A 17279-nucleotide genomic window follows, 5' to 3' on the forward strand; every position below is an offset into this window, starting at 1 on the left:
GCGGATGGCCGCGGGTGCGGTCAGATCGCGTAGCCGTACTGGTCGGGAGCGCGCACCGTGCCGCTCAGCTCGCGCGCCGCGTACTGCGCCCACGACGGGCTGCGCAGCAGTTCGCGCCCCAGGAGAACGGCGTCCGCGCGGCCCTCGGTGAGGATCTTCTCGGCCTGCTGGGGATCGGTGATCAGGCCCACGGCCGCGACGGGCAGACCCGTCTCCCGCTTCACGCGCTCGGCGAAGGGGACCTGGTAGCCGGGCCCGGTCGCGATGCGCGCACGGGGAGCGTTCCCGCCGGTGGAGACGTCCAGCAGGTCGACTCCGTGGGCCCGGAGCTCCCCGGCCAGCCGCACGGTCTCGTCGGCGGTCCAGCCCTCGCGCTCGTCCTCGGCGTTCTCGGTGAGCCAGTCCGTCGCGGAGATGCGGAAGAGGACGGGCAGGTCCTCGGGCCACACCTCCCGCACGGCGTCGACGACCTGGAGGGCGAACCGGACGCGGTTCTCGTAGCTGCCGCCGTACTCGTCGGTGCGCTTGTTGCTGTGCGGCGAGAGGAACTGCCCGATGAGGTAGCCGTGCGCACCGTGCACCTCGGCGACCTCGAAGCCGGCGTCGAGCGCGCGGCGTGCGGCCGCGCGGAAGTCGGCGACGACGCCCTGGATCTCGTGGGCGGTCAGCTCATGCGGCACGGGGTGGCCGGTGTCGAACGGCAGCGGGCTGGGCGCGACGGGCGTCCAGCCGTGCGCCTCGGGGCCGACGGGTCCGCCGCCGGTCCAGGGTGCGGCGGTCGACGCCTTGCGCCCCGCGTGTGCCAGCTGGATTCCGACGGCCGAGCCCTGCGCCTTGACGAAATCGGTGATCCGGCGGAACGCCGCCACCTGGGTGTCGTTCCAGATGCCGAGGTCGGCCGGGCTGATCCGGCCCTCGGGGCTGACGGCCGTCGCCTCGGTGAGGATGAGCCCGGTGCCGCCGGTGGCACGGGCCGCGAGATGGGCGAAGTGCCAGTCGGTGGGAACGCCCGCGTCGGGCCCCACCGGTTCGGCGCTGTACTGGCACATCGGTGCCATCCACACCCGGTTGGGCACGACAAGCGACCTCAGGGTGAAGGGCTCGAAAAGGGCACTCACGACGGACTCCGTTTCGCCGGGTACGGAAGGATCGCTAGTACGATACATCTCGTACTACGACGTCCGTCAAATTACGATGCCTCCCGTACAACGGCCCCGGGCCCACGCCCCTCAGACGAGCGGGTAGGATGTACGGCCGGACTCCGCGTCGATCTCGTCGTGCGCCTTGGTCAGCAGCTTCATCGCCAGCTCATTGAGCGCACGAGCGCCCGCGATCTCCTCGCCCACCCGGGGCTGCTCGGAGTCCGAGGGGTGCCGGCTGGCATAGCCGTGGGCGCGTACCTCGCTCCCGTCGGAGAGCCGCACCAGAGCGGCGGCGCGGGTGCGGTGGGTGTCCTCCTCGAATTCCAGCTCGATGTGCCATCCAACAGTGGTCTGCGTCATGGTGCTCACCTCCGGAGCTTCTGCCTCCAGGGTGCGCCTCTTCCCGCGACGATGCGCGGGGGGATCAGTGAACCCGGCGCCCGCGGCGGCGCAGGGTGATGCGGGCGTCCGCGTCGTACAGCTGGTTCCAGCTGCGTCCGGCGCCCGACTTCCAGGTGACGTGGACGGTGACCCCGTCGGTCCTGACCCCGTCCACCGTCATGGCCCGGTCGCCGTCCCGCACGTCTCCGCGGCGCAGTTCGTCCGCCCTGACCGTGACGGGGTCCGCCGTGCGCACGCTCTCGGCCTCGTCCGCCGCGAGGCCGAGCGCGGCGGCCAGTTCGCGGGCCCGGTCAGGGGTGCAGACCAGCGAGAGCTCTCCCGACGGTGTGCCGAGCCTGATCTCGACCCCCGCGCCGACCGGGGTCACCTCCAGGTGTTCGGCCGGCGCACCGCTGTCCTCGTTCGCACTGTTCATTGGCTCTGCTCTCCCTTGCCGGGGCCTCCCGGGTCCTCAGTGCAGCCGGAGGCTCTCCGGCGGGCCCAGGTAGCTGGGCTTGAGGCCGCCGGTGTCGACCACCAGGTTCTGGAGCACCACCGTCGGGTCGACCATCCAGAATTTGAGCACATGCACACCGGCGGCGGCGATGCGGTGCACCGTACTGGTGATGTTGACGTTGTCGGAGGTGTGACGGGCCCACTGCGCGTTCATCGTCCCGTCGTCGGCCCCGGTCACCCGGGTGACGTTCACCGACTGCGGTGCCGCGTCGTCGAAGGAGACGGCGTACGTCAGCCCGTCGGTCGGCAGCGGGTTGTTGCGGGGTGACAGGTACGCGTGCACGGTGACCGGTCCGGTGGTGAAGAGGCTCACCCGGTACTCCAGCCGCGGGCTGCCGCCGCCCGGCGTCTGCCGGGGCGCGGTGACGGGGAAGGGTTCCATCCCGGCGCCGGTCCGGCCGATGTCCGGGATGCGCCGCCAGCTGATGCCGCCGCCCCGCACGGCCCGGCTGAAGTGGTCGGCCTCGATGGAGACGTAGCCGTTGGCCTCCACGAAGCCGGCCGGCCGCGAGCGGGACAGGGTGGGCCGGTCGAGGACCGCGCGGACGACGACCTCCAGGCCATCCGGCCCGGTGACGGTCACCGGCACCTCGGTGACCCCCTTCGGGGCGGCGGCCCAGTCGACGCGCAGGGTGATCCGGTCCTGCTTGTCGACCCTGCCCCGGGTGCGGTCCGCGGTCAGCCAGGGAACTCCGGTCCGCACCCGGTATTCGAACGCGGTCCGGCCCCGGTTGAACACCTCGATGTACTTGCGCGGGCTGGCTCTGGTACGGGCTGAAGACCGGCAGCACGGCCGGGGCGCTCTCCCGCGGCCACCAGGCGGCCGAGCCGTCGACGGCCACACCCGTCCGCGCACCGGCGGGCAGCTCGATGCGCCTGACCGCCGGGAAGAGCACGTCCTTGAGTGCGACGTTGTCGATTCCGGTGACGCGCTCGATGTCGTCCCGGAGGTCGCCCGCCACCCGGACGACGCCCGCCCCGTCGCTCACCACGACGGGCGCGGCGCGGCCGTCCCGGACCAGCGGAAAGCTGCCGGGGCGGGACGTGAACGAGATGTACGCGCCGGGGTCGGTCGGCCGTACGCCGGGGCCGTGCCCGGTGGCCGACGCCTGGGTGGAGAGCCCGAGGAGGGAGCCGAGGTGTCGCGGTGAGGGCGGTGACACCGAGGCCGAGCCCCAGGACGGATCTGCGGCCGGCAGGTCGCGGGACGTGCTTGCCCATGCTGCTCTCCCATTTTTGTTCGCACTCATGACTGATTGGACTGATCTGCACCCGGAGACATGTCGAAAGTTTCGTGAACCTCCCCGCACATCCGGCGGGGAGGTTCACGGGCGGGGTGGTGCGGGGCCGCGGGCGGCGCCGGTCAGTGCGCAGCGGGCTCCGCCACGGGCTCGACCGAGGTGCCGCAGACGAGCCACCGCTGGTGGTCGACGGTCCGCTCGGGACCGGTGAGCCGCAGCCGTACCGTGCGGCGGACGCCGGTGGCGGCGCTGGACGTGGCGAGCCGCAGTTCGAGCTCGCCGGGTTCGACGACGCGGCGGCCTCCGATACCGGTGAAGGACGCCAGATCCGCGTGGAAGCGGAACCGGACCGTGGCTGCCGCACCGGCGGCGAGCGGCACCCGCGCGTAGCCGATCAGCCGCGCCTGGGGGCGGGTCGTCTGGGCGACCGGGTCGTGGAGGTACAGCTGCACCACTTCGGCGCCCTCGCGGTCACCGGTGTTACGGACCGTGAGTTCGAGGTCGGCCGAGCCGTCGGTGGGGATCTCGGCCGGGACCGGATCGCCCGGCTCCCAGGCGAAGGAGGTGTAGGACATACCGTGCCCGAAGGGGTAGAGCGGCGTCGGGTCCAGGTTGCTGACCCCGCTCACCAGCCCCAGCGGCGGCTGCAGATACGTCCACGGCTGACCGCCCGGACCCTTCGGCACGCCGACTGGCAGCCGGCCGGAGGGGTTGACCCGGCCGGAGAGCACCCCGGCCAGCGCCGGACCGCCCTCCTCGCCGGGGAAGAAGGCCTGCACGACGGCGGCCGCCCGGTCCGCCCATCGCCCCAGCGCATAGGGGCGGCCGGTCAGCAGCACCAGGATCACCGGGGTGCCGCCGGCCAGCAGGGCGTCCAGCAGCTCGCCCTGGACGCCCGGCAGCGAGAGGTCGGCCGCGTCGCAGCCCTCACCGGAGGTGCCGCGGCCGAAGAGGCCGGCCCGGTCGCCGAGGACGGCGACACACACATCGGCGCCCCCGGCCAGCCGGACGGCATCCGGAATCCCGGAGGTGTCGGTACCTTCCACCTCGCAGCCGGTGGCGAACTCGACGCCCGCGCAAGGGAATTCGCCGCGCAGCGACTCCAGCACGGTCGGCACGTCGATCCCCATCGCGGTCTCGGGGTGCGAGACACCGACGTGGCTGGGGAAGGAGTAGCAGCCGAGCATGGCCAGCGCGTCGTCGGCGCGCGGTCCGACCACCGCGATCCGGCCGGTGGCGCGCAGCGGCAGCGCGCCACCGGGGTTGGCGAGCAGGACACAGGCCTGCTCGGCGAGTTCCCGGGCCAGTGCCCGGTTCTCCGGCGGGTCGAGGTCGACGGTGTCCCGGGCCAGGGTGGGGTCCGCGTGCCGCAGGGCGGTGGGCAGCGGCGACCAGTCGGGGTCGAGCAGGCCGAGTTCGCACTTCTGCAGCAGTACGCGGTGCAGGGCCCGGTCGACCAGTTCCTCGGCCACGGCGCCGTCCCGTACGGCGGCGACGAGGGCGTCGCCGTAGCTGCGGACGGTGGGCAGTTCCACGTCGACCCCGGCGCCCAGGGCGAGCCGGGCGGCGTCCGCGCGGTCGGCGGCGACCTTGTGGAGGGTCTCCAGGAAGCCGATGCCGAAGTAGTCGGCGACGACGGTCCCGGTGAACCCCCAGGTGTCCCGGAGCAGTTCGGTGAGCAGGCCCGGGTCGGCCGCCGAGGGCACTCCGTCAACCTCCGCGTAGGAGGACATCACCGAGCGCGCGCCGCCCTCGCGCAGCGCCATCTCGAAGGGCGGGAGGATCACATCGGCCATTTCGCGGGCCCCGGCCCGGACCGGCGCGAGATTGCGGGCGCCCGCCGACGCCGCGTACCCGGCGAAGTGCTTGAGGGTGGCGACGATGCCGGCGGACTCCAGTCCGCGGACGTACGCCGCGCCGATGGTCCCGACGAGGTAGGGGTCCTCACCGATGGTCTCCTCGACGCGCCCCCAGCGCAGGTCGCGCACCACGTCCAGGACGGGCGCCAGCCCCTGGTGGACTCCGACCGCGCGCATGTCGCGGCCGATCCGGTGGGCCATCTCGGTGACCAGTTCCGGGTTCCAGGCCGCTCCCCACGACAGCGGCACGGGGTAGGCGGTGGCGCCCCAGGCGGTGAAGCCGGCCAGGCACTCCTCGTGCGCGAGGGCCGGGATGCCGAACCGGCCGGCCCCGGCGATCCGGCGCTGGGCGCGGGCCAGGGCGAGCGCCCCGAGCCCGGGGTCGACGGGGGCGGTGCCGAACGGCCGGGTGAGCTGGCCGAGGCCGCGGGTGGTGAGGTCGTCCCAGTCGACGGGGTCGACCATGTCGTTCTGGTGCGGGGCGACCCCGTCGCCGTCGGCGTCGGCGCCCACCCAGATTCCGTAGAGCTGGGCGGCCTTCTCCTCCAGGGTCATCCGGGGGACCAGGTCGGCCACCCGTGCCTGCGGGGTGAGCGAGGGGTCGCGCCAGGGACCGTCGGTGGCCGGGGCCGCCTCGGTGCGGCGGGCGTGCGGGACAGCGGGGATTGCCATGGGGGCAGGGGTTCCTCTCATGAGTGCGGTGGTGCGGGGCGGCGTGGGTGCGTTACTTGCCGCCCACCCCCATCAGTCCGTTGACCAGCGCCCTGCGCGCCACGAGGTACACGGCGAAGATGGGCACGACGGAGAGCACGATCGCCGCCAGTACGGCGGGGATGTTCACTCCGAACTGGGACATGAAGTTGAAGAGACCGAGCGTCAGGACGCGCTTCTCCTGCGACTGCGTGAGGATCAGCGGGAAGAGGAATCCGTTCCAGGCCTGCAGCGCCGAGAAGATGGCCACGGTGCTGATGCCGGCCTTGGACATCGGGACGGCGAGCTGCCACAGCATCCGCAGGGGCGTGGCACCGTCGAGCGCCATCGCCTCGTACATCTCCTCGGAGACGTCCCGCATGGTGCCGCTCAGGACCAGCACGGCCACCGGCATCGCGAAGGCCGCGGTCGGCAGGATGATCGCGGGCAGGGTGTCGTACAGGCCCATCTTGCCGATCAGCAGGTAGAGCGGCACGATCACGGCCTGCGCCGGGATGGCCACGCCGAGCAGGAAGGTCCGGAAGGCGAGCGAGGAGAGCCGGCTGCGGCTGCGCACCGCGACATAGGCGACGGGCACCGAGAGGACCAGCACGATGGCCACGGTGGAGGCGGCCACCACGGCGGTGTTGCCCAGCAGGGTGAGGAAGCCGCTGTGCAGCACGGTGTTGTAGTTGTCCAGCGTGGGGTCGGTCGGGAACGCCAGCGGATCGCCGCTGAGCGCCTCGTCCTGGTGCATCAGCGACGAGGAGACCAGTGTGTAGAGCGGTACGACGACAATGACGAGCCAGACCAGCGAACCGAGGCCGGCCAGCGGGTTTCCCCGCTTCCCGCACCGGCGGGCGACGGCGCCCCGGGCCCGGAACGCGGGTGTCGTGGGCGGCGCCGCACGACGGGTGTCGACTGACATGGCGTCACATACCTTCCCGCGTCGAACGCATGGATCCGAATCCGCTGAAGCGCACCAGAATCAGTGACAGACCGGTGGCGACGACGACCAGGGCCGTGGCGATGGCCGCGGCGTAGCCGAGGTCGTAGGTCTGGAAGCCGGTGCGGTACATCAGGTAGGGCAGGATCGTGGTGTCCGTGCCCGGACCGCCCTTGGTCATGATCAGCACGGTGTCGAAGTACGTCAGCGAGCCGACGATCATCAGGACGGACGAGGTCGTGATGGTGTTGCGCAGCTGCGGCAGGGTGATGTGGAAGAACTGCCGCAGCATCCCGGCGCCGTCGATGGCGGCCGCCTGGTAGAGGACCTCCGGGATCTGCCGGGCACCGCCCTGGTAGATCAGGGTGTGGAACGGCATGAACTGCCAGCCGCCGACGAAGGCCACGGTGAGCAGGGCGCCGGTGGAGGAGCCCATGATGTTGGGATCGATGCCGAACCAGGGGCCGATCTGCTTGATCACGCCGAAGTTGGGGTCCAGCAGGGCGTGGAAGAGCATGGCGATGGCGGTGGTGGAGAGCAGCAGCGGGATGAAGAAGACCGCGGAGAGGAAGGTCCGGCTGCGCTGCCTGCCCGCCGCCCAGACGCCCAGCAGCAGCGCCACCGGGGTCTGGAAGGCCCAGCTGACAGTGGTGAGCAGCAGGCTCAGCCAGGCGGCCTGACGGAATTCGGGGTCCTTGAACAGCCGGGTCCAGTTGTCCGTGCCGACCGGGGTCGGGGAGTTCAGCCCGTCCCAGTGGCAGAAGGACAGATAGACGGCGATCGCCAGCGGGACGATCGCGAAGACGGCGAAGAAGAGGATGCCGGGCAGGGCCCAGCCGACCGGCGGGCGGCCGACGTTGCCGACGGCCGCCTTCCTTCCTCCACGCACCTTGGCGTACGAAGAGACGTGGGGCATCGCTACTTGACGGCCTTCATCGCGGTGACGAACTGCTCGGGGGTCGACTTGCCGGCGAACAGCTTGCTGATCTCGGTGAGCAGCGGGGTGGCGATCTGCGACTCCAGCGCCTGGTCCCAGGAGAGCGTGAAGCTCGGCGCCTTCTGGACCATCGTGTACTGGTCGTGCGCGAACCGCGGGTTGGGCGAGGAGTCCAGCGTCGAGGCGGCGTTCGACGTGGTCGGGATGTCGCCGTTGTCGACCAGGGCCTTGCTGTAGGACTTGGCGGCCATGGTCTTCAGGAACGCCATGGCCGCGTCCTTGTGCTTGGTTCGGGTGTTGACGGACCAGTAGTTGGTGGGGTTGCCGACCACGTCCGCCGGGTCACCGACGCCGCCGGCCACCGTCGGGAAGGCGGTCCAGCCGAGGTCCTTCCTGGCGAACGCGGGCGCCTTGCCGAGCTGGGTCGAGTACTCCCACGAGCCCATCAGGTGCATGGCGGCCTTGCCCTTGTTGAGCAGGGTGGGGGCGCCTCCGTTGCCGTAGTCGACGGAGTTGAAGTTCTTGCCGAACGCGCCGCCGTCGACGAGTTCCCTGACCGTCCGCGCCGCCTTGAGGACGGCGGGGTCGCCCCAGCCGGAGCTGTCGCCGCCCTGGATCCGGCGGAAGACCTCGGGCCCGCCGATCCGGTCGAGGAGGTACTCCATCCACATCAGCTCGGGCCACTTGTCGGAGCCGCCGAGGGCGAACGGCGTGATGTCCTTGCCCTTGAAGGTGGTGATGGCCTTCTGCATGTCCTCCCAGGTCTTGGGCGGCTGGAGCTTGTTCTCGGCGAAGAGGGTCTTGTTGTAGAAGAGCATCACGGGCTGCATGCCGCGCATCGGGATGCCGTACATCTTGCCGTCGAGGCTGCCCGCGGCGACGATCGACGGAAGGAAGCCGTCCTTGAGGGTGGGGTCGTTCTTGATCGTCGAGGTGAGGTCGACGACCTGCTCGGCGTCGACGTACGGCTTGATGGAGCCGCCGCCCCAGTTGTAGAAGATGTCGGGGGCGCTCGGGGAGCCCATGGCGCTGCGGAGCTTGTTGACGTAGTCGGTGCCGGGGACGGGGACGAGCTTGACCTTGACGTCGGAGGTCTTGTTGAACTCCTTCACCGCCGCTTCCTGGATCTTCACGGCGTCGTCCCCGTAGACGTAGGCGGTGAGGGTTCCGCCACCGCCCCCGCTGCCGCTGCCTGAGCCGCATCCGGCCAGCAGGCCGGCCATGACCATGGCGGCGCCGGCCGCGGTCCATCTCGCCGTACGTGTGCCCTGAGTGAAAATACCCGACCGCATGACCGCACCTCTGTCGAATGTTTCGGTGTGACTTCCGAATGTTGCCGGAACGGTACGGTCGGGCTTCGGGTGCGTCAAGGGGTCGGGGAGCGGTATTTACTCCGGCCTGACCCAAGCGTCGGCCGGGGCCGCGGGAAGCTACGATCCCTTTATGAGCCCCGCAAACGTCCAGTCACATCAGGAGAATGCGCCTGCCGGCGAACCGTCGGAAGGCGCCGCCACCCTGGCGGAAATCGCCCGAGCGGCCGGAGTCTCGACTCCGACAGTTTCGAAGGTGCTGAACGGGCGCGCCGATGTCGCCCCGGGTACCCGCACCAAGGTGGAGGAGCTGCTGCTGGTGCACGGCTACCGCCGCAGACGCGGCTCCACCACCCAGTCCCAGCTCATCGACCTGGTCTTCCACGAGCTGGACAGCGCCTGGGCCATGGAGGTCGTCCGCGGGGTGGAGAACGTCGCCAGGGAGGAAGGGCTGAGTCTGGTCCTCTCGGAGAGCGCGGGCCGGCTCACCCCGGGGCAGACGTGGGTGGACGGGGTGCTGGCCCGCCGGCCGGTCGGGGTGATCCTGGTGCTCTCGGACCTCACCGCCGCCCAGCGCGCCCAGCTGACCAGCCGCAGCATCCCCTACGCCGTCGTCGACCCGGCGGGCGATCCCGGCGACGACGTCCCCTCGGTCGGGACGACGAACTGGCAGGGCGGCCTGGCCGCCACCCGGCATCTCACCGCGCTCGGGCACCGCCGGATCGGGGTCATCAGCGGTCCGTCCCGGATGATGTGCAGCCGGGCCCGGGTGGACGGCTACCGCGCCGCCCTGGAGACCGCGGGCCTGCCGATCGATCCCGCGCTGGTCCGCGAGGGCGAGTTCCAGCACGAGGCGGGCTACACCGCGGGCCTGGAGCTGCTGCGGCAGGCCGACCGGCCGACCGCGGTCTTCGCCGGCAACGACCTGCAGGCGCTCGGCGTGTACGAGGCGGCGAGGGAGCTGGGCCTGCGCATCCCCGAGGACCTCAGCGTCGTCGGCTTCGACGACCTGCCGCTGACCCGGTGGATCGGACCGCCGCTGACCACGGTGCGCCAGCCGCTCATAGAGATGGCCGAGACCGCGGCCCGCCTGGTCCTCGACCTGGGCCGGGGCCGGCAGCCGGCGACGACCCGGGTCGACCTGGCCACCAATCTGGTGGTGCGCAGCAGCACGGCCGCACCCTGCCGCTGACCGAGGCCGTTGCGGGGCGGGGGCCGTCGGCTTCGACCCGCCCGGCCCGGCCGAAGCGCGCCACCGCCGCCGACGGCAACGACGCGCCGGCGAGCGCTTCCCCTCGCGCACCGCACCGGGCACGGCCGCGGAAGCGGCGGTGCCCCGGACTGTCCTGCGCGCCGCTGTCAGTGGCCGGGTGCAGACTGACCGGTATCCGGCACAACGGCGTTTCGGGAGGTTCGGTCATGACCGATGTTCTGCTCACCGTGGGTACCCGCAAAGGACTCTTCATCGGCCGCAGGCACGGCGGCGCGTGGAAGTTCGACGGTCCGCACTTCAATGCGCAGGCGATCTACTCGGTCGCCATCGACACCCGCGGGGAGGTGCCCCGGCTGCTGGTCGGCGGCGACAGCGCGCACTGGGGACCCTCCGTCTTCCACTCCGACGACCTGGGCGCCACCTGGATCGAGCCCAAGCGGCCGGCCGTGAAGTTCCCGGAGTTCACCGGGACGTCGCTGGAGCGGGTCTGGCAGCTGCATCCGGCGGGCCCGGAGGCCCCCGACGTCGTGTACGCGGGCACGGAGCCGGCCGCGCTGTTCCGGTCGCGGGACAGCGGCGAGTCGTTCGAGCTGGTCCGCCCGCTCTGGGAGCATCCGACGCGTTCGAAATGGGTGCCGGGCGGGGGCGGCGAGGGGCTGCACACAGTCCTGACCGACGAGCGGGACGCGCAGGCGGTGACGGTCGCGGTCTCCACCGCCGGGGTGTTCAGGACCGCGGACGGCGGGGAGAGCTGGACCCCGGCCAACAAGGGGGTGTCGGCCGTCTTCCTGCCGGACCCGGACCCGGAGTTCGGCCAGTGCGTGCACAAGGTCAGCCGGGACGCGGTCGATCCCGACCGGCTCTACCTCCAGAACCACTGGGGCGTGTTCCGCAGCGACGACGCCGGGAGCAACTGGACGGACATCGGCGAGGGGCTGCCCTCCGACTTCGGCTTCGCCGTGGCCGCGCATCCGCACCGGGCGGACACGGCGTACGTCTTCCCGATCAACGCCGACGCCGACCGGGTACCGGCCGAGCACCGCTGCCGGGTCTTTCGGACCCGCGACGCCGGCAACAGCTGGGAGCCCCTGTCCGCGGGGCTCCCGCAGGGAGCTCATTACGGCACGGTGCTGCGTGACGCGCTCTGCACGGACGACGCCGATCCGGCGGGGGTCTACTTCGGCAACCGCAACGGCGAGGTGTACGCGAGCGCGGACGACGGCGACAGCTGGCAGCAGCTCATCACGCACCTGCCGGATGTCCTGTGCGTCCGGGCGGCGGCCGTCGACGGTTGATCCATACCGTCGTCATCAGCAGGAGAGTGCCCGCCCGTTGCCGAACGCGTCGCGGCGATGGGCGACTTCCCGCACGGCGACCACCGCGTTCCGCCGCCCGGTCGCCTCGCGGCCGGAGCCTCGCCGAAGGCGCCGCGCCTCACGGGGTACGCGGCGCCCAGGCGCCCGACGCGGCGGCCTCCCTCACGTAGGTCTCGAACGTCTTCGGATGCCGTCCGGTGACCCGGCGCACCGTGTCCGACGGCCGGGCGTCGCCCAGGGCGGCCAGGGACGTGTACGCGCCGGTCTCGCGCTCCACGGTCTCGGCCGGCCTGCCCTGTGCCAGTTGGCCGGCGCGGTAGGTGTCCTTGTCACCGTGGAAGACCTGGGGCAGGCCGGTGGCGCGCCCGATGGCGGCCAGAGCGTCCGCGAAGGACAGGGCATCGGGTCCCGTCACCTCGTACGTGCTGCCGGCGTGGCCCTCCTCGGTCAGCGCGGCGGCGGCCACGGCCGCGATGTCGTCCGCGTCGACGAACGTCTGGCGGCACTCCCCCAGCGGCAGGGCCAGCGTGCCGTCGAGCACCGCTTGGCGGAAGATGCCCTCGTCGAAGTTCTGGTTGAACCAGTCCGCCCGTACGACGGTCCAGTCCGCCTCGGCGTCGCGCACCATCCGCTCGGCCTCCATCAGGCGGTCGTCTCCCATCTCGTCGACGGCACGGCTGGAGAGCAGGACCAGCCGCCGTACGCCCGCCGTGACCGCGCACCGGATGAAGTCCTGCCTGAGCGCAAGTTCGTGCGGGAGCATCAGATAGACGCGCTCGGTCCCGGCCAGCGCCGGCTCCCAGGTGGTGTCGTCGTTCCAGTCGAACGGGATGCCGGTAGCGCGGGAGGCCGGCCGCACCGGCCAGCGTGCGTCCCGCAGGCGGGCGAGGACCCTGCGGCCGGTCGAACCGTGGGCGCCGAGAACGAGAACGGGTGCATTGCTCATACCCGGCGCAACGAGGGACCCGCCGGGCGGCAACGGCGCGCCGGGCGGGAGTCACCGTACGGGTTCGGCCTCCATGGCCGCGGCCACCTTCTCGCAGAACTCCGCGAACAGGGCGCCCTCGCCCTCGGTCAGAACGGAGGCGGCGAGCTGCCCGATGTCCTGGCGGCCCCGGGCGATCCGGGCGAGGAACGCCTCCCCCTCGGGGGTGAGGGAGGTGCTCAGTTCGCGCCGGTCCTCCCCCAAGGCCCTCTGGGTCACCAGGTTCAGGTCCTTGAGCACGCGCAGGGCCTTCGACGTGGTCTGCCGGGAGACGTCGAGCGCGTCACTCAGTTCGGAGGGCCTCATGGAGCTCCGTACCCGCAGCAGTTCCAGGACGTCGTACTGGTGCCAGTTGACGCCCTCGGGGTTGGCGCGTGACCGGCGTGCGACCAGAAGACACTGCAGGTGGGTCAGGGCCGCCTCCAGACCGCTGGGTTCCGGGGACCAGGGGGACATCGAGCCGTCTCGTGGAGTCATGGGTGCTTTCCGGTACGGGGGCATTACCGGTGCTGAGAGGTTGAACGATATCAAGGGGCGTCGCCGATGACACGGCCTCACGCCTGCGGGCCCGCGCCGTCGGACGGTCCACCGGCCGGCCCCGGTGCCGCAGCCGTGATCACGGTCGGCGGCGGGGGCCGAAGAAAAATGGTTGCCCTGAGGACACCATCGGGGGGCGTGGCGCTCCGAACCCGGGGTACCGGAGTCCATGGGCCGGTGGGGAACCGCCGACCGTAACGCTTCAGGAGCAGCTATTCGGCTTCCGTACGGGAGCCGTCGTACCAAGCAATTGCATCGGTCCGGCCTGCGCCACGGGCTGGAAAGCGCTTCCTGCCTCGATTCCTTCCGGCCGGGACCGCGTACGACGTACCGGAATTGTTTGCCCAAACCGCCCCCCACCAGAGGCATTTGACACTGATACCGACCTGTGGTTAACATCAATTTCCATGCGGAAACCATATTTTCGCACTGCACGCTGAAGAATCCACTGCCCCGGCTCGCGTTTCTCGCATAAGGCATCAGTGAGATCGCTGAAGCCATTCCTTCGGACAGCACGCCGAGGAGATCAGCGATAATGGAAAATAATTCCTCCCATTTACCACCGGGCCCCCCTCTTGTCCTTACCGCTCTGTTCGAAGAAGCGGTGCGCGACAACAGCGAGGCCGTAGCTCTGGCGCAAGGCGCGCTACGCGTCACGTATGACCAGCTCAATCGGCGAGCCAACCGCATGGCACGTCATCTCGTCGCCCAGGGGGCGACGAGAGGCGACCGCATCGGTGTGCACATGGGCCGGTCCCCGGATCTCTACGCCGTCGTACTCGCGGCCCTCAAGGCCGGCGGGTGCGTGGTGCCGCTCGACCCCGGGCATCCCACGGAGTACGTCGGCCGCATCCTGCACGAAGCCGGCGCGTCACTGGTGGTCTGCGACGACCCGGGCGGCCTTCCCCACGGCGCTCGCGAAGGCGCACTCGCACTGCACGACCTGGTGCGGCGCAGCGAGGGCCTGGACGACGGTGACGCGGACCGCGGCATCGGGCCGGAGGACACCGCGTTCCTCATGTACACCTCCGGTTCCACGGGCAAGCCCAAGGGCGTCCGGATCGCGCACCGCGGACTGGCGCGGCTGGGCCCCCACAACGGCGCCCTCGGCATCACCCCGCAGGACGGCCTGACCCAGTCGGCCGCGTTCTCCTTCGCTGCCTCGACCATCGAGATCTGGCTCGCCCTGCTGCACGGCGCCACCCTGCTGCCGATGCCGCCCGGACTGCCGTCGCTCCCCGCGCTGCGCGAGGCCGTGGAGGAACGGGGCGCGACCGTGCTCAGCCTTCCGTGCGGCCTGTTCAACGCCCTGGTCGACCACGAACCGGAGTGTCTGAGGAACGTGCGGATCGTGCTGCTCAGCGGCGACTTCCCCTCCCCCGCCCACTTGCGCAGAGCCATGGCGCACACCGACGCGACCCTCTACAACGGCTACGGCTGCACGGAGAACTCCTCGATCACCGCCCTGTACCCGCTGACGTCGGCCGACGAGGTGGACGGCCGGGGCATGGTGCCGATCGGCAAGCCGCTCCCGACGGTCACGCTGGACGTGTACGACCCGGCGATGCGCCCCTGCGGCATCGACGAGGTGGGGGAACTGTGCGTGGGCGGGACCGGCGTGGCCCAGGGGTACGCCGGCCGGCCGGAGCTGACCGCCGAGAAGTTCACCCCGGCACCCGACGGCGGGCTGCTCTACCACACGGGCGATCTGGCACGGCGGACCGCGGACGGCGACGTGGTGCTGGTCGGACGGTCCGACAGCATGGTGAAGATCCGCGGGTTCCGGGTGGAGACCAGTGCCGTCACCCTGGCGATGCGCGCCCTCGACGGGATCGGGGACGCAGCGGTGAAGGCGTTCGAGGACGACACCCGCGAAAAGCGTCTCGTCGCCTTCTACACCACCCGTGACGGCGCGCCGGCCGACCCCTCGGACCTGGTCCGCCGGCTCTCGGAGCAGTTGCCCTCCTACATGGTCCCCTCCTCCTTCCGTCATCTCGAGAAGATGCCGACGAACGTGAACGGAAAGATCGACCGCACCGCGCTCATCCTTCCCGGGCCATCCGGTACCCCGAAGCAGAAGTCCACCGAAGAGAAAGGCGGAACAGTTATGCAGAACCCGCTCGAAGCAGTCGTCCTGCAGTCCTGGATCGAGATTTCTGGAATGGACGACTTCTCGACCACCGACTCCTTCCTGGGCCATGGCGGAAACTCCCTCCATTTCGTGCAATTGGCCTCCCGCCTGCAGAAGATATTCGGGATCGAAATCACCACCGAGTCGGTTTTCCGGCACGGCACGGTGGAACAGCTGGCGCGTTTCATCGAAGAGACCCGTGATCAGGCGCGGAGCACCTCGACGTCCAACGGCTGACGGAGTTCCCGACAGCGACCGGCACACGCGCTGCGCCGGTCGCGTTACGTCTTCGGAGGGCGACGGAACCGTGAACAACCCCCTTACCTCAGCAATACTGGAATTGGCGCGGAGAACGCTCCAGGCGCCCGGCCTCGGGCCGGACCAGAAATTCTCCGAGTGCTGCGACGATCCCGGGCGGCTGGACGAACTGAGCGCGGTCCTGCGGGCCGTGTTCGCCATCGACCTGACGTCCGCGGAACTCGCCCGCGAGGGCACCGCGGCAGCCGTGGCCGAGCGCACCGCGCGTGGGCGCCCTCGTACCCGCGGGCACGATGTGGAAGCCGGCTCCGCGCCACGGACCGGTAACGCGACGGAGGCCTCGTTCGGCCAGAGCGGTATCTGGCTCATCGACCAGTACCTCCCCACACCGGAGGCGTACAACGGGCCGTTCCTGGTCCGCCTGCCGTTCCGGCTCGACGGGGAACGGCTGCGCCGCTCCGTTGCCGGGGTGCTGCGCCGACAGGAAGTGCTGCGCACCACCTACACGTTGCGCGACGCCCGGCTCCTCCAGATCGTCTCCGACGACGACACGGCCTTCCACTACCGCGTCGAGCACTACGGCGGCGAGAAGGAACTGGATGCCATCGCCCAGCGGGTGGCGAACATCCGCTTCGACCTGGAGCACGGGCCGGTGACCTCGGTGACCTGTGCGCTCGGGCCGGGCGAGGAGAGCGCGATCGTCTGCAACATCCACCACATCGCCTCGGACGCCGCCTCGGCCGGCGTGTTCCTGCGGGAACTCCTCGACGCCTACGACCGGAACGGGCGGGGTCTGCCCGTGGAGGCGGTGCCCGGCCGTCCGGACTACGCGGACTTCGCGCACTGGCACCGCGAGCACCTGACGCCGATCAGGACCGCGGAACTGCTCGACGAGTGGGCCGACCGGCTGGCCGGAGAACTGCCCGTGCTCGATCTGCCGGCGGACCGCCCCCGGCCCGCGGCGCAGGAACACCGGGGAGCCACCGTGCCCCTGCGTGTTCCGGCCGAAGTGACCGAGCGGCTGGCGCGGCTGGCGGAACGCGAGGGCGTGACGCTGTTCATGGCCCTGCTCGCGGTGTACGGCGTGTTCCTCGGCAAGCTGACGCGTCAGGAACGCGTGCTCATCGGTTCGCCGGTCTCGCTGCGCGACGACGCGCAGACCCAGGACCTCATCGGCTACTTCGTCAACATGGTCGTCCTGCGCCAGGACGTCACGGGCTCGATGAGCGTGCGCGAGGTCCTGCGGCAGGCGCGCGAGGAGGTCGCCGACGCGCTGCGGTTGAAGTGGGCCCCCTTCGACAAGGTCGTCGAGCGCCTGAAGCCTGAGCGCAACAGCGCTCACACCCCCGTCCTCCAGACGATGCTCGTGCTGACCGATCCGGGTTCCGCGCAGTGCGTCCACGAAGGCACCCCGCTGACCGTCCGGCGCGACATGGCGCACGGCGCGAAGTACGACCTGTCCGTGGTGTTCGCCCGCGAGGAGGACGGGCTGCACGGCACACTCGAGTACGACTCGCACCTCTTCGACGAGGCCACGGCGAGGAGCATGAGCGAGCGTCTGGGCCGGCTGGTGGGCCGGTTCGCGGCGGCCGGGCCGGACGCCCTCGTCCGCGATCTCGGCCTGCTGGCCGACGGCGAGGAGCGGGATCTGCTGGCCCGCAACGACCTGGTGGACCGGTCCGCGCGCCCCGTGCCGGTGGGCGAGCTGTTCGAGCGGCAGGTGTCGGCCACACCGGACGCCGTCGCGGTGACGGACGGCGGCCGCTCGTGGACGTACCGGGAACTGGACGAACGGGCCAACCGGCTCGCCCACGTCC

The 17279-nt window shown here is 71.0% G+C and carries 13 protein-coding genes and 1 pseudogene; 4 read left to right on the forward strand and 10 right to left on the reverse strand.

What is annotated here, in order from left to right; all coding sequences use genetic code 11:
- Nucleotides 1-20: 20 nt before the first annotated feature.
- From J1C73_RS16915 to J1C73_RS16950, 8 genes and pseudogenes are all read right to left on the reverse strand, one after another.
- Complete coding sequence (locus tag J1C73_RS16915; RefSeq protein WP_207317120.1) at nt 21-1118, reverse strand: NADH:flavin oxidoreductase/NADH oxidase; 1098 nt, start codon at nt 1116-1118, stop codon at nt 21-23.
- A 111-nt stretch (nt 1119-1229) separates the two neighbouring features.
- On the reverse strand, nt 1230-1502 hold the full coding sequence (locus J1C73_RS16920; protein ID WP_123467549.1) for a DUF1876 domain-containing protein: 273 nt from the start codon (nt 1500-1502) through the stop codon (nt 1230-1232).
- A 64-nt stretch (nt 1503-1566) separates the two neighbouring features.
- Complete coding sequence (locus J1C73_RS16925; protein WP_207317121.1) at nt 1567-1959, reverse strand: hypothetical protein; 393 nt, start codon at nt 1957-1959, stop codon at nt 1567-1569.
- Nucleotides 1960-1995: 36 nt separating this feature from the next.
- Nucleotides 1996-2956, reverse strand: a pseudogene (locus J1C73_RS16930) (glycosyl hydrolase 115 family protein); the annotation flags it as partial.
- A 446-nt stretch (nt 2957-3402) separates the two neighbouring features.
- Nucleotides 3403-5811: a beta-xylosidase/alpha-l-arabinosidase gene (locus J1C73_RS16935; RefSeq protein ID WP_207317122.1), complete on the reverse strand. Its 2409-nt coding sequence runs from the start codon at nt 5809-5811 to the stop codon at nt 3403-3405.
- A 52-nt stretch (nt 5812-5863) separates the two neighbouring features.
- The gene (locus tag J1C73_RS16940; RefSeq protein ID WP_207317123.1) at nt 5864-6757 is read right to left on the reverse strand and encodes a carbohydrate ABC transporter permease; all 894 of its coding nucleotides are present in this window, start codon (nt 6755-6757) and stop codon (nt 5864-5866) included.
- Nucleotides 6758-6761: 4 nt separating this feature from the next.
- A complete protein-coding gene (locus tag J1C73_RS16945) occupies nt 6762-7691 on the reverse strand; it encodes a carbohydrate ABC transporter permease (protein WP_207317124.1) in 930 nt (309 codons plus the stop codon).
- A gap of 2 nt (nt 7692-7693) precedes the next feature.
- On the reverse strand, nt 7694-8941 hold the full coding sequence (locus J1C73_RS16950) for an extracellular solute-binding protein (RefSeq protein ID WP_207317129.1): 1248 nt from the start codon (nt 8939-8941) through the stop codon (nt 7694-7696).
- Between the two features lie 214 nt (nt 8942-9155).
- Here J1C73_RS16950 and J1C73_RS16955 point away from each other — a divergent pair, with 214 nt between their 5' ends.
- Both J1C73_RS16955 and J1C73_RS16960 read left to right on the forward strand, forming a co-directional pair.
- Nucleotides 9156-10214, forward strand: coding sequence for a LacI family DNA-binding transcriptional regulator (locus J1C73_RS16955; RefSeq protein WP_207317125.1), 1059 nt, complete (start codon nt 9156-9158; stop codon nt 10212-10214).
- Between the two features lie 227 nt (nt 10215-10441).
- A complete protein-coding gene (locus J1C73_RS16960; protein WP_207317126.1) occupies nt 10442-11530 on the forward strand; it encodes a WD40/YVTN/BNR-like repeat-containing protein in 1089 nt (362 codons plus the stop codon).
- Between the two features lie 139 nt (nt 11531-11669).
- Here the strand turns inward: J1C73_RS16960 and J1C73_RS16965 are convergent, their stop codons facing one another.
- Nucleotides 11670-12497 (reverse strand): SDR family oxidoreductase, encoded by an 828-nt coding sequence (locus J1C73_RS16965; RefSeq protein ID WP_207317127.1) that lies wholly within the window; start codon nt 12495-12497, stop codon nt 11670-11672.
- Between the two features lie 51 nt (nt 12498-12548).
- A complete protein-coding gene (locus tag J1C73_RS16970) occupies nt 12549-13013 on the reverse strand; it encodes a MarR family winged helix-turn-helix transcriptional regulator (RefSeq protein ID WP_241200457.1) in 465 nt (154 codons plus the stop codon).
- Nucleotides 13014-13608: 595 nt separating this feature from the next.
- Between J1C73_RS16970 and J1C73_RS16975 the strand changes: the two genes are divergently transcribed.
- Together J1C73_RS16975 and J1C73_RS16980 are read left to right on the forward strand one after the other, a co-directional pair.
- A complete protein-coding gene (locus tag J1C73_RS16975) occupies nt 13609-15441 on the forward strand; it encodes a non-ribosomal peptide synthetase (RefSeq protein ID WP_242644294.1) in 1833 nt (610 codons plus the stop codon).
- 103 nt (nt 15442-15544) lie between these two features.
- A partial coding sequence (locus tag J1C73_RS16980; protein WP_242644295.1) for a condensation domain-containing protein occupies nt 15545-17279 on the forward strand: 1735 nt, incomplete at its 3' end.

The organism is Streptomyces laculatispora, assembly GCF_017353455.1.
Lineage (GTDB): Bacteria > Actinomycetota > Actinomycetes > Streptomycetales > Streptomycetaceae > Streptomyces > Streptomyces laculatispora.

What these genes read in the sequence shown, in the direction of transcription:
- J1C73_RS16965 (WP_207317127.1), bottom strand. Translation starts at nt 12,497, where the DNA reads ATGAGCAATGCACCCGTTCTCGTTCTCGGCGCCCACGGTTCGACCGGC.
- J1C73_RS16940 (WP_207317123.1), bottom strand. Translation starts at nt 6,757, where the DNA reads ATGTCAGTCGACACCCGTCGTGCGGCGCCGCCCACGACACCCGCGTTC.
- J1C73_RS16970 (WP_241200457.1), bottom strand. Translation starts at nt 13,013, where the DNA reads ATGACTCCACGAGACGGCTCGATGTCCCCCTGGTCCCCGGAACCCAGC.
- J1C73_RS16935 (WP_207317122.1), bottom strand. Translation starts at nt 5,811, where the DNA reads ATGGCAATCCCCGCTGTCCCGCACGCCCGCCGCACCGAGGCGGCCCCG.
- J1C73_RS16925 (WP_207317121.1), bottom strand. Translation starts at nt 1,959, where the DNA reads ATGAACAGTGCGAACGAGGACAGCGGTGCGCCGGCCGAACACCTGGAG.
- J1C73_RS16960 (WP_207317126.1), top strand. Translation starts at nt 10,442, where the DNA reads ATGACCGATGTTCTGCTCACCGTGGGTACCCGCAAAGGACTCTTCATC.
- J1C73_RS16975 (WP_242644294.1), top strand. Translation starts at nt 13,609, where the DNA reads ATGGAAAATAATTCCTCCCATTTACCACCGGGCCCCCCTCTTGTCCTT.
- J1C73_RS16920 (WP_123467549.1), bottom strand. Translation starts at nt 1,502, where the DNA reads ATGACGCAGACCACTGTTGGATGGCACATCGAGCTGGAATTCGAGGAG.
- J1C73_RS16945 (WP_207317124.1), bottom strand. Translation starts at nt 7,691, where the DNA reads ATGCCCCACGTCTCTTCGTACGCCAAGGTGCGTGGAGGAAGGAAGGCG.
- J1C73_RS16955 (WP_207317125.1), top strand. Translation starts at nt 9,156, where the DNA reads ATGAGCCCCGCAAACGTCCAGTCACATCAGGAGAATGCGCCTGCCGGC.
- J1C73_RS16950 (WP_207317129.1), bottom strand. Translation starts at nt 8,941, where the DNA reads ATGGTCATGGCCGGCCTGCTGGCCGGATGCGGCTCAGGCAGCGGCAGC.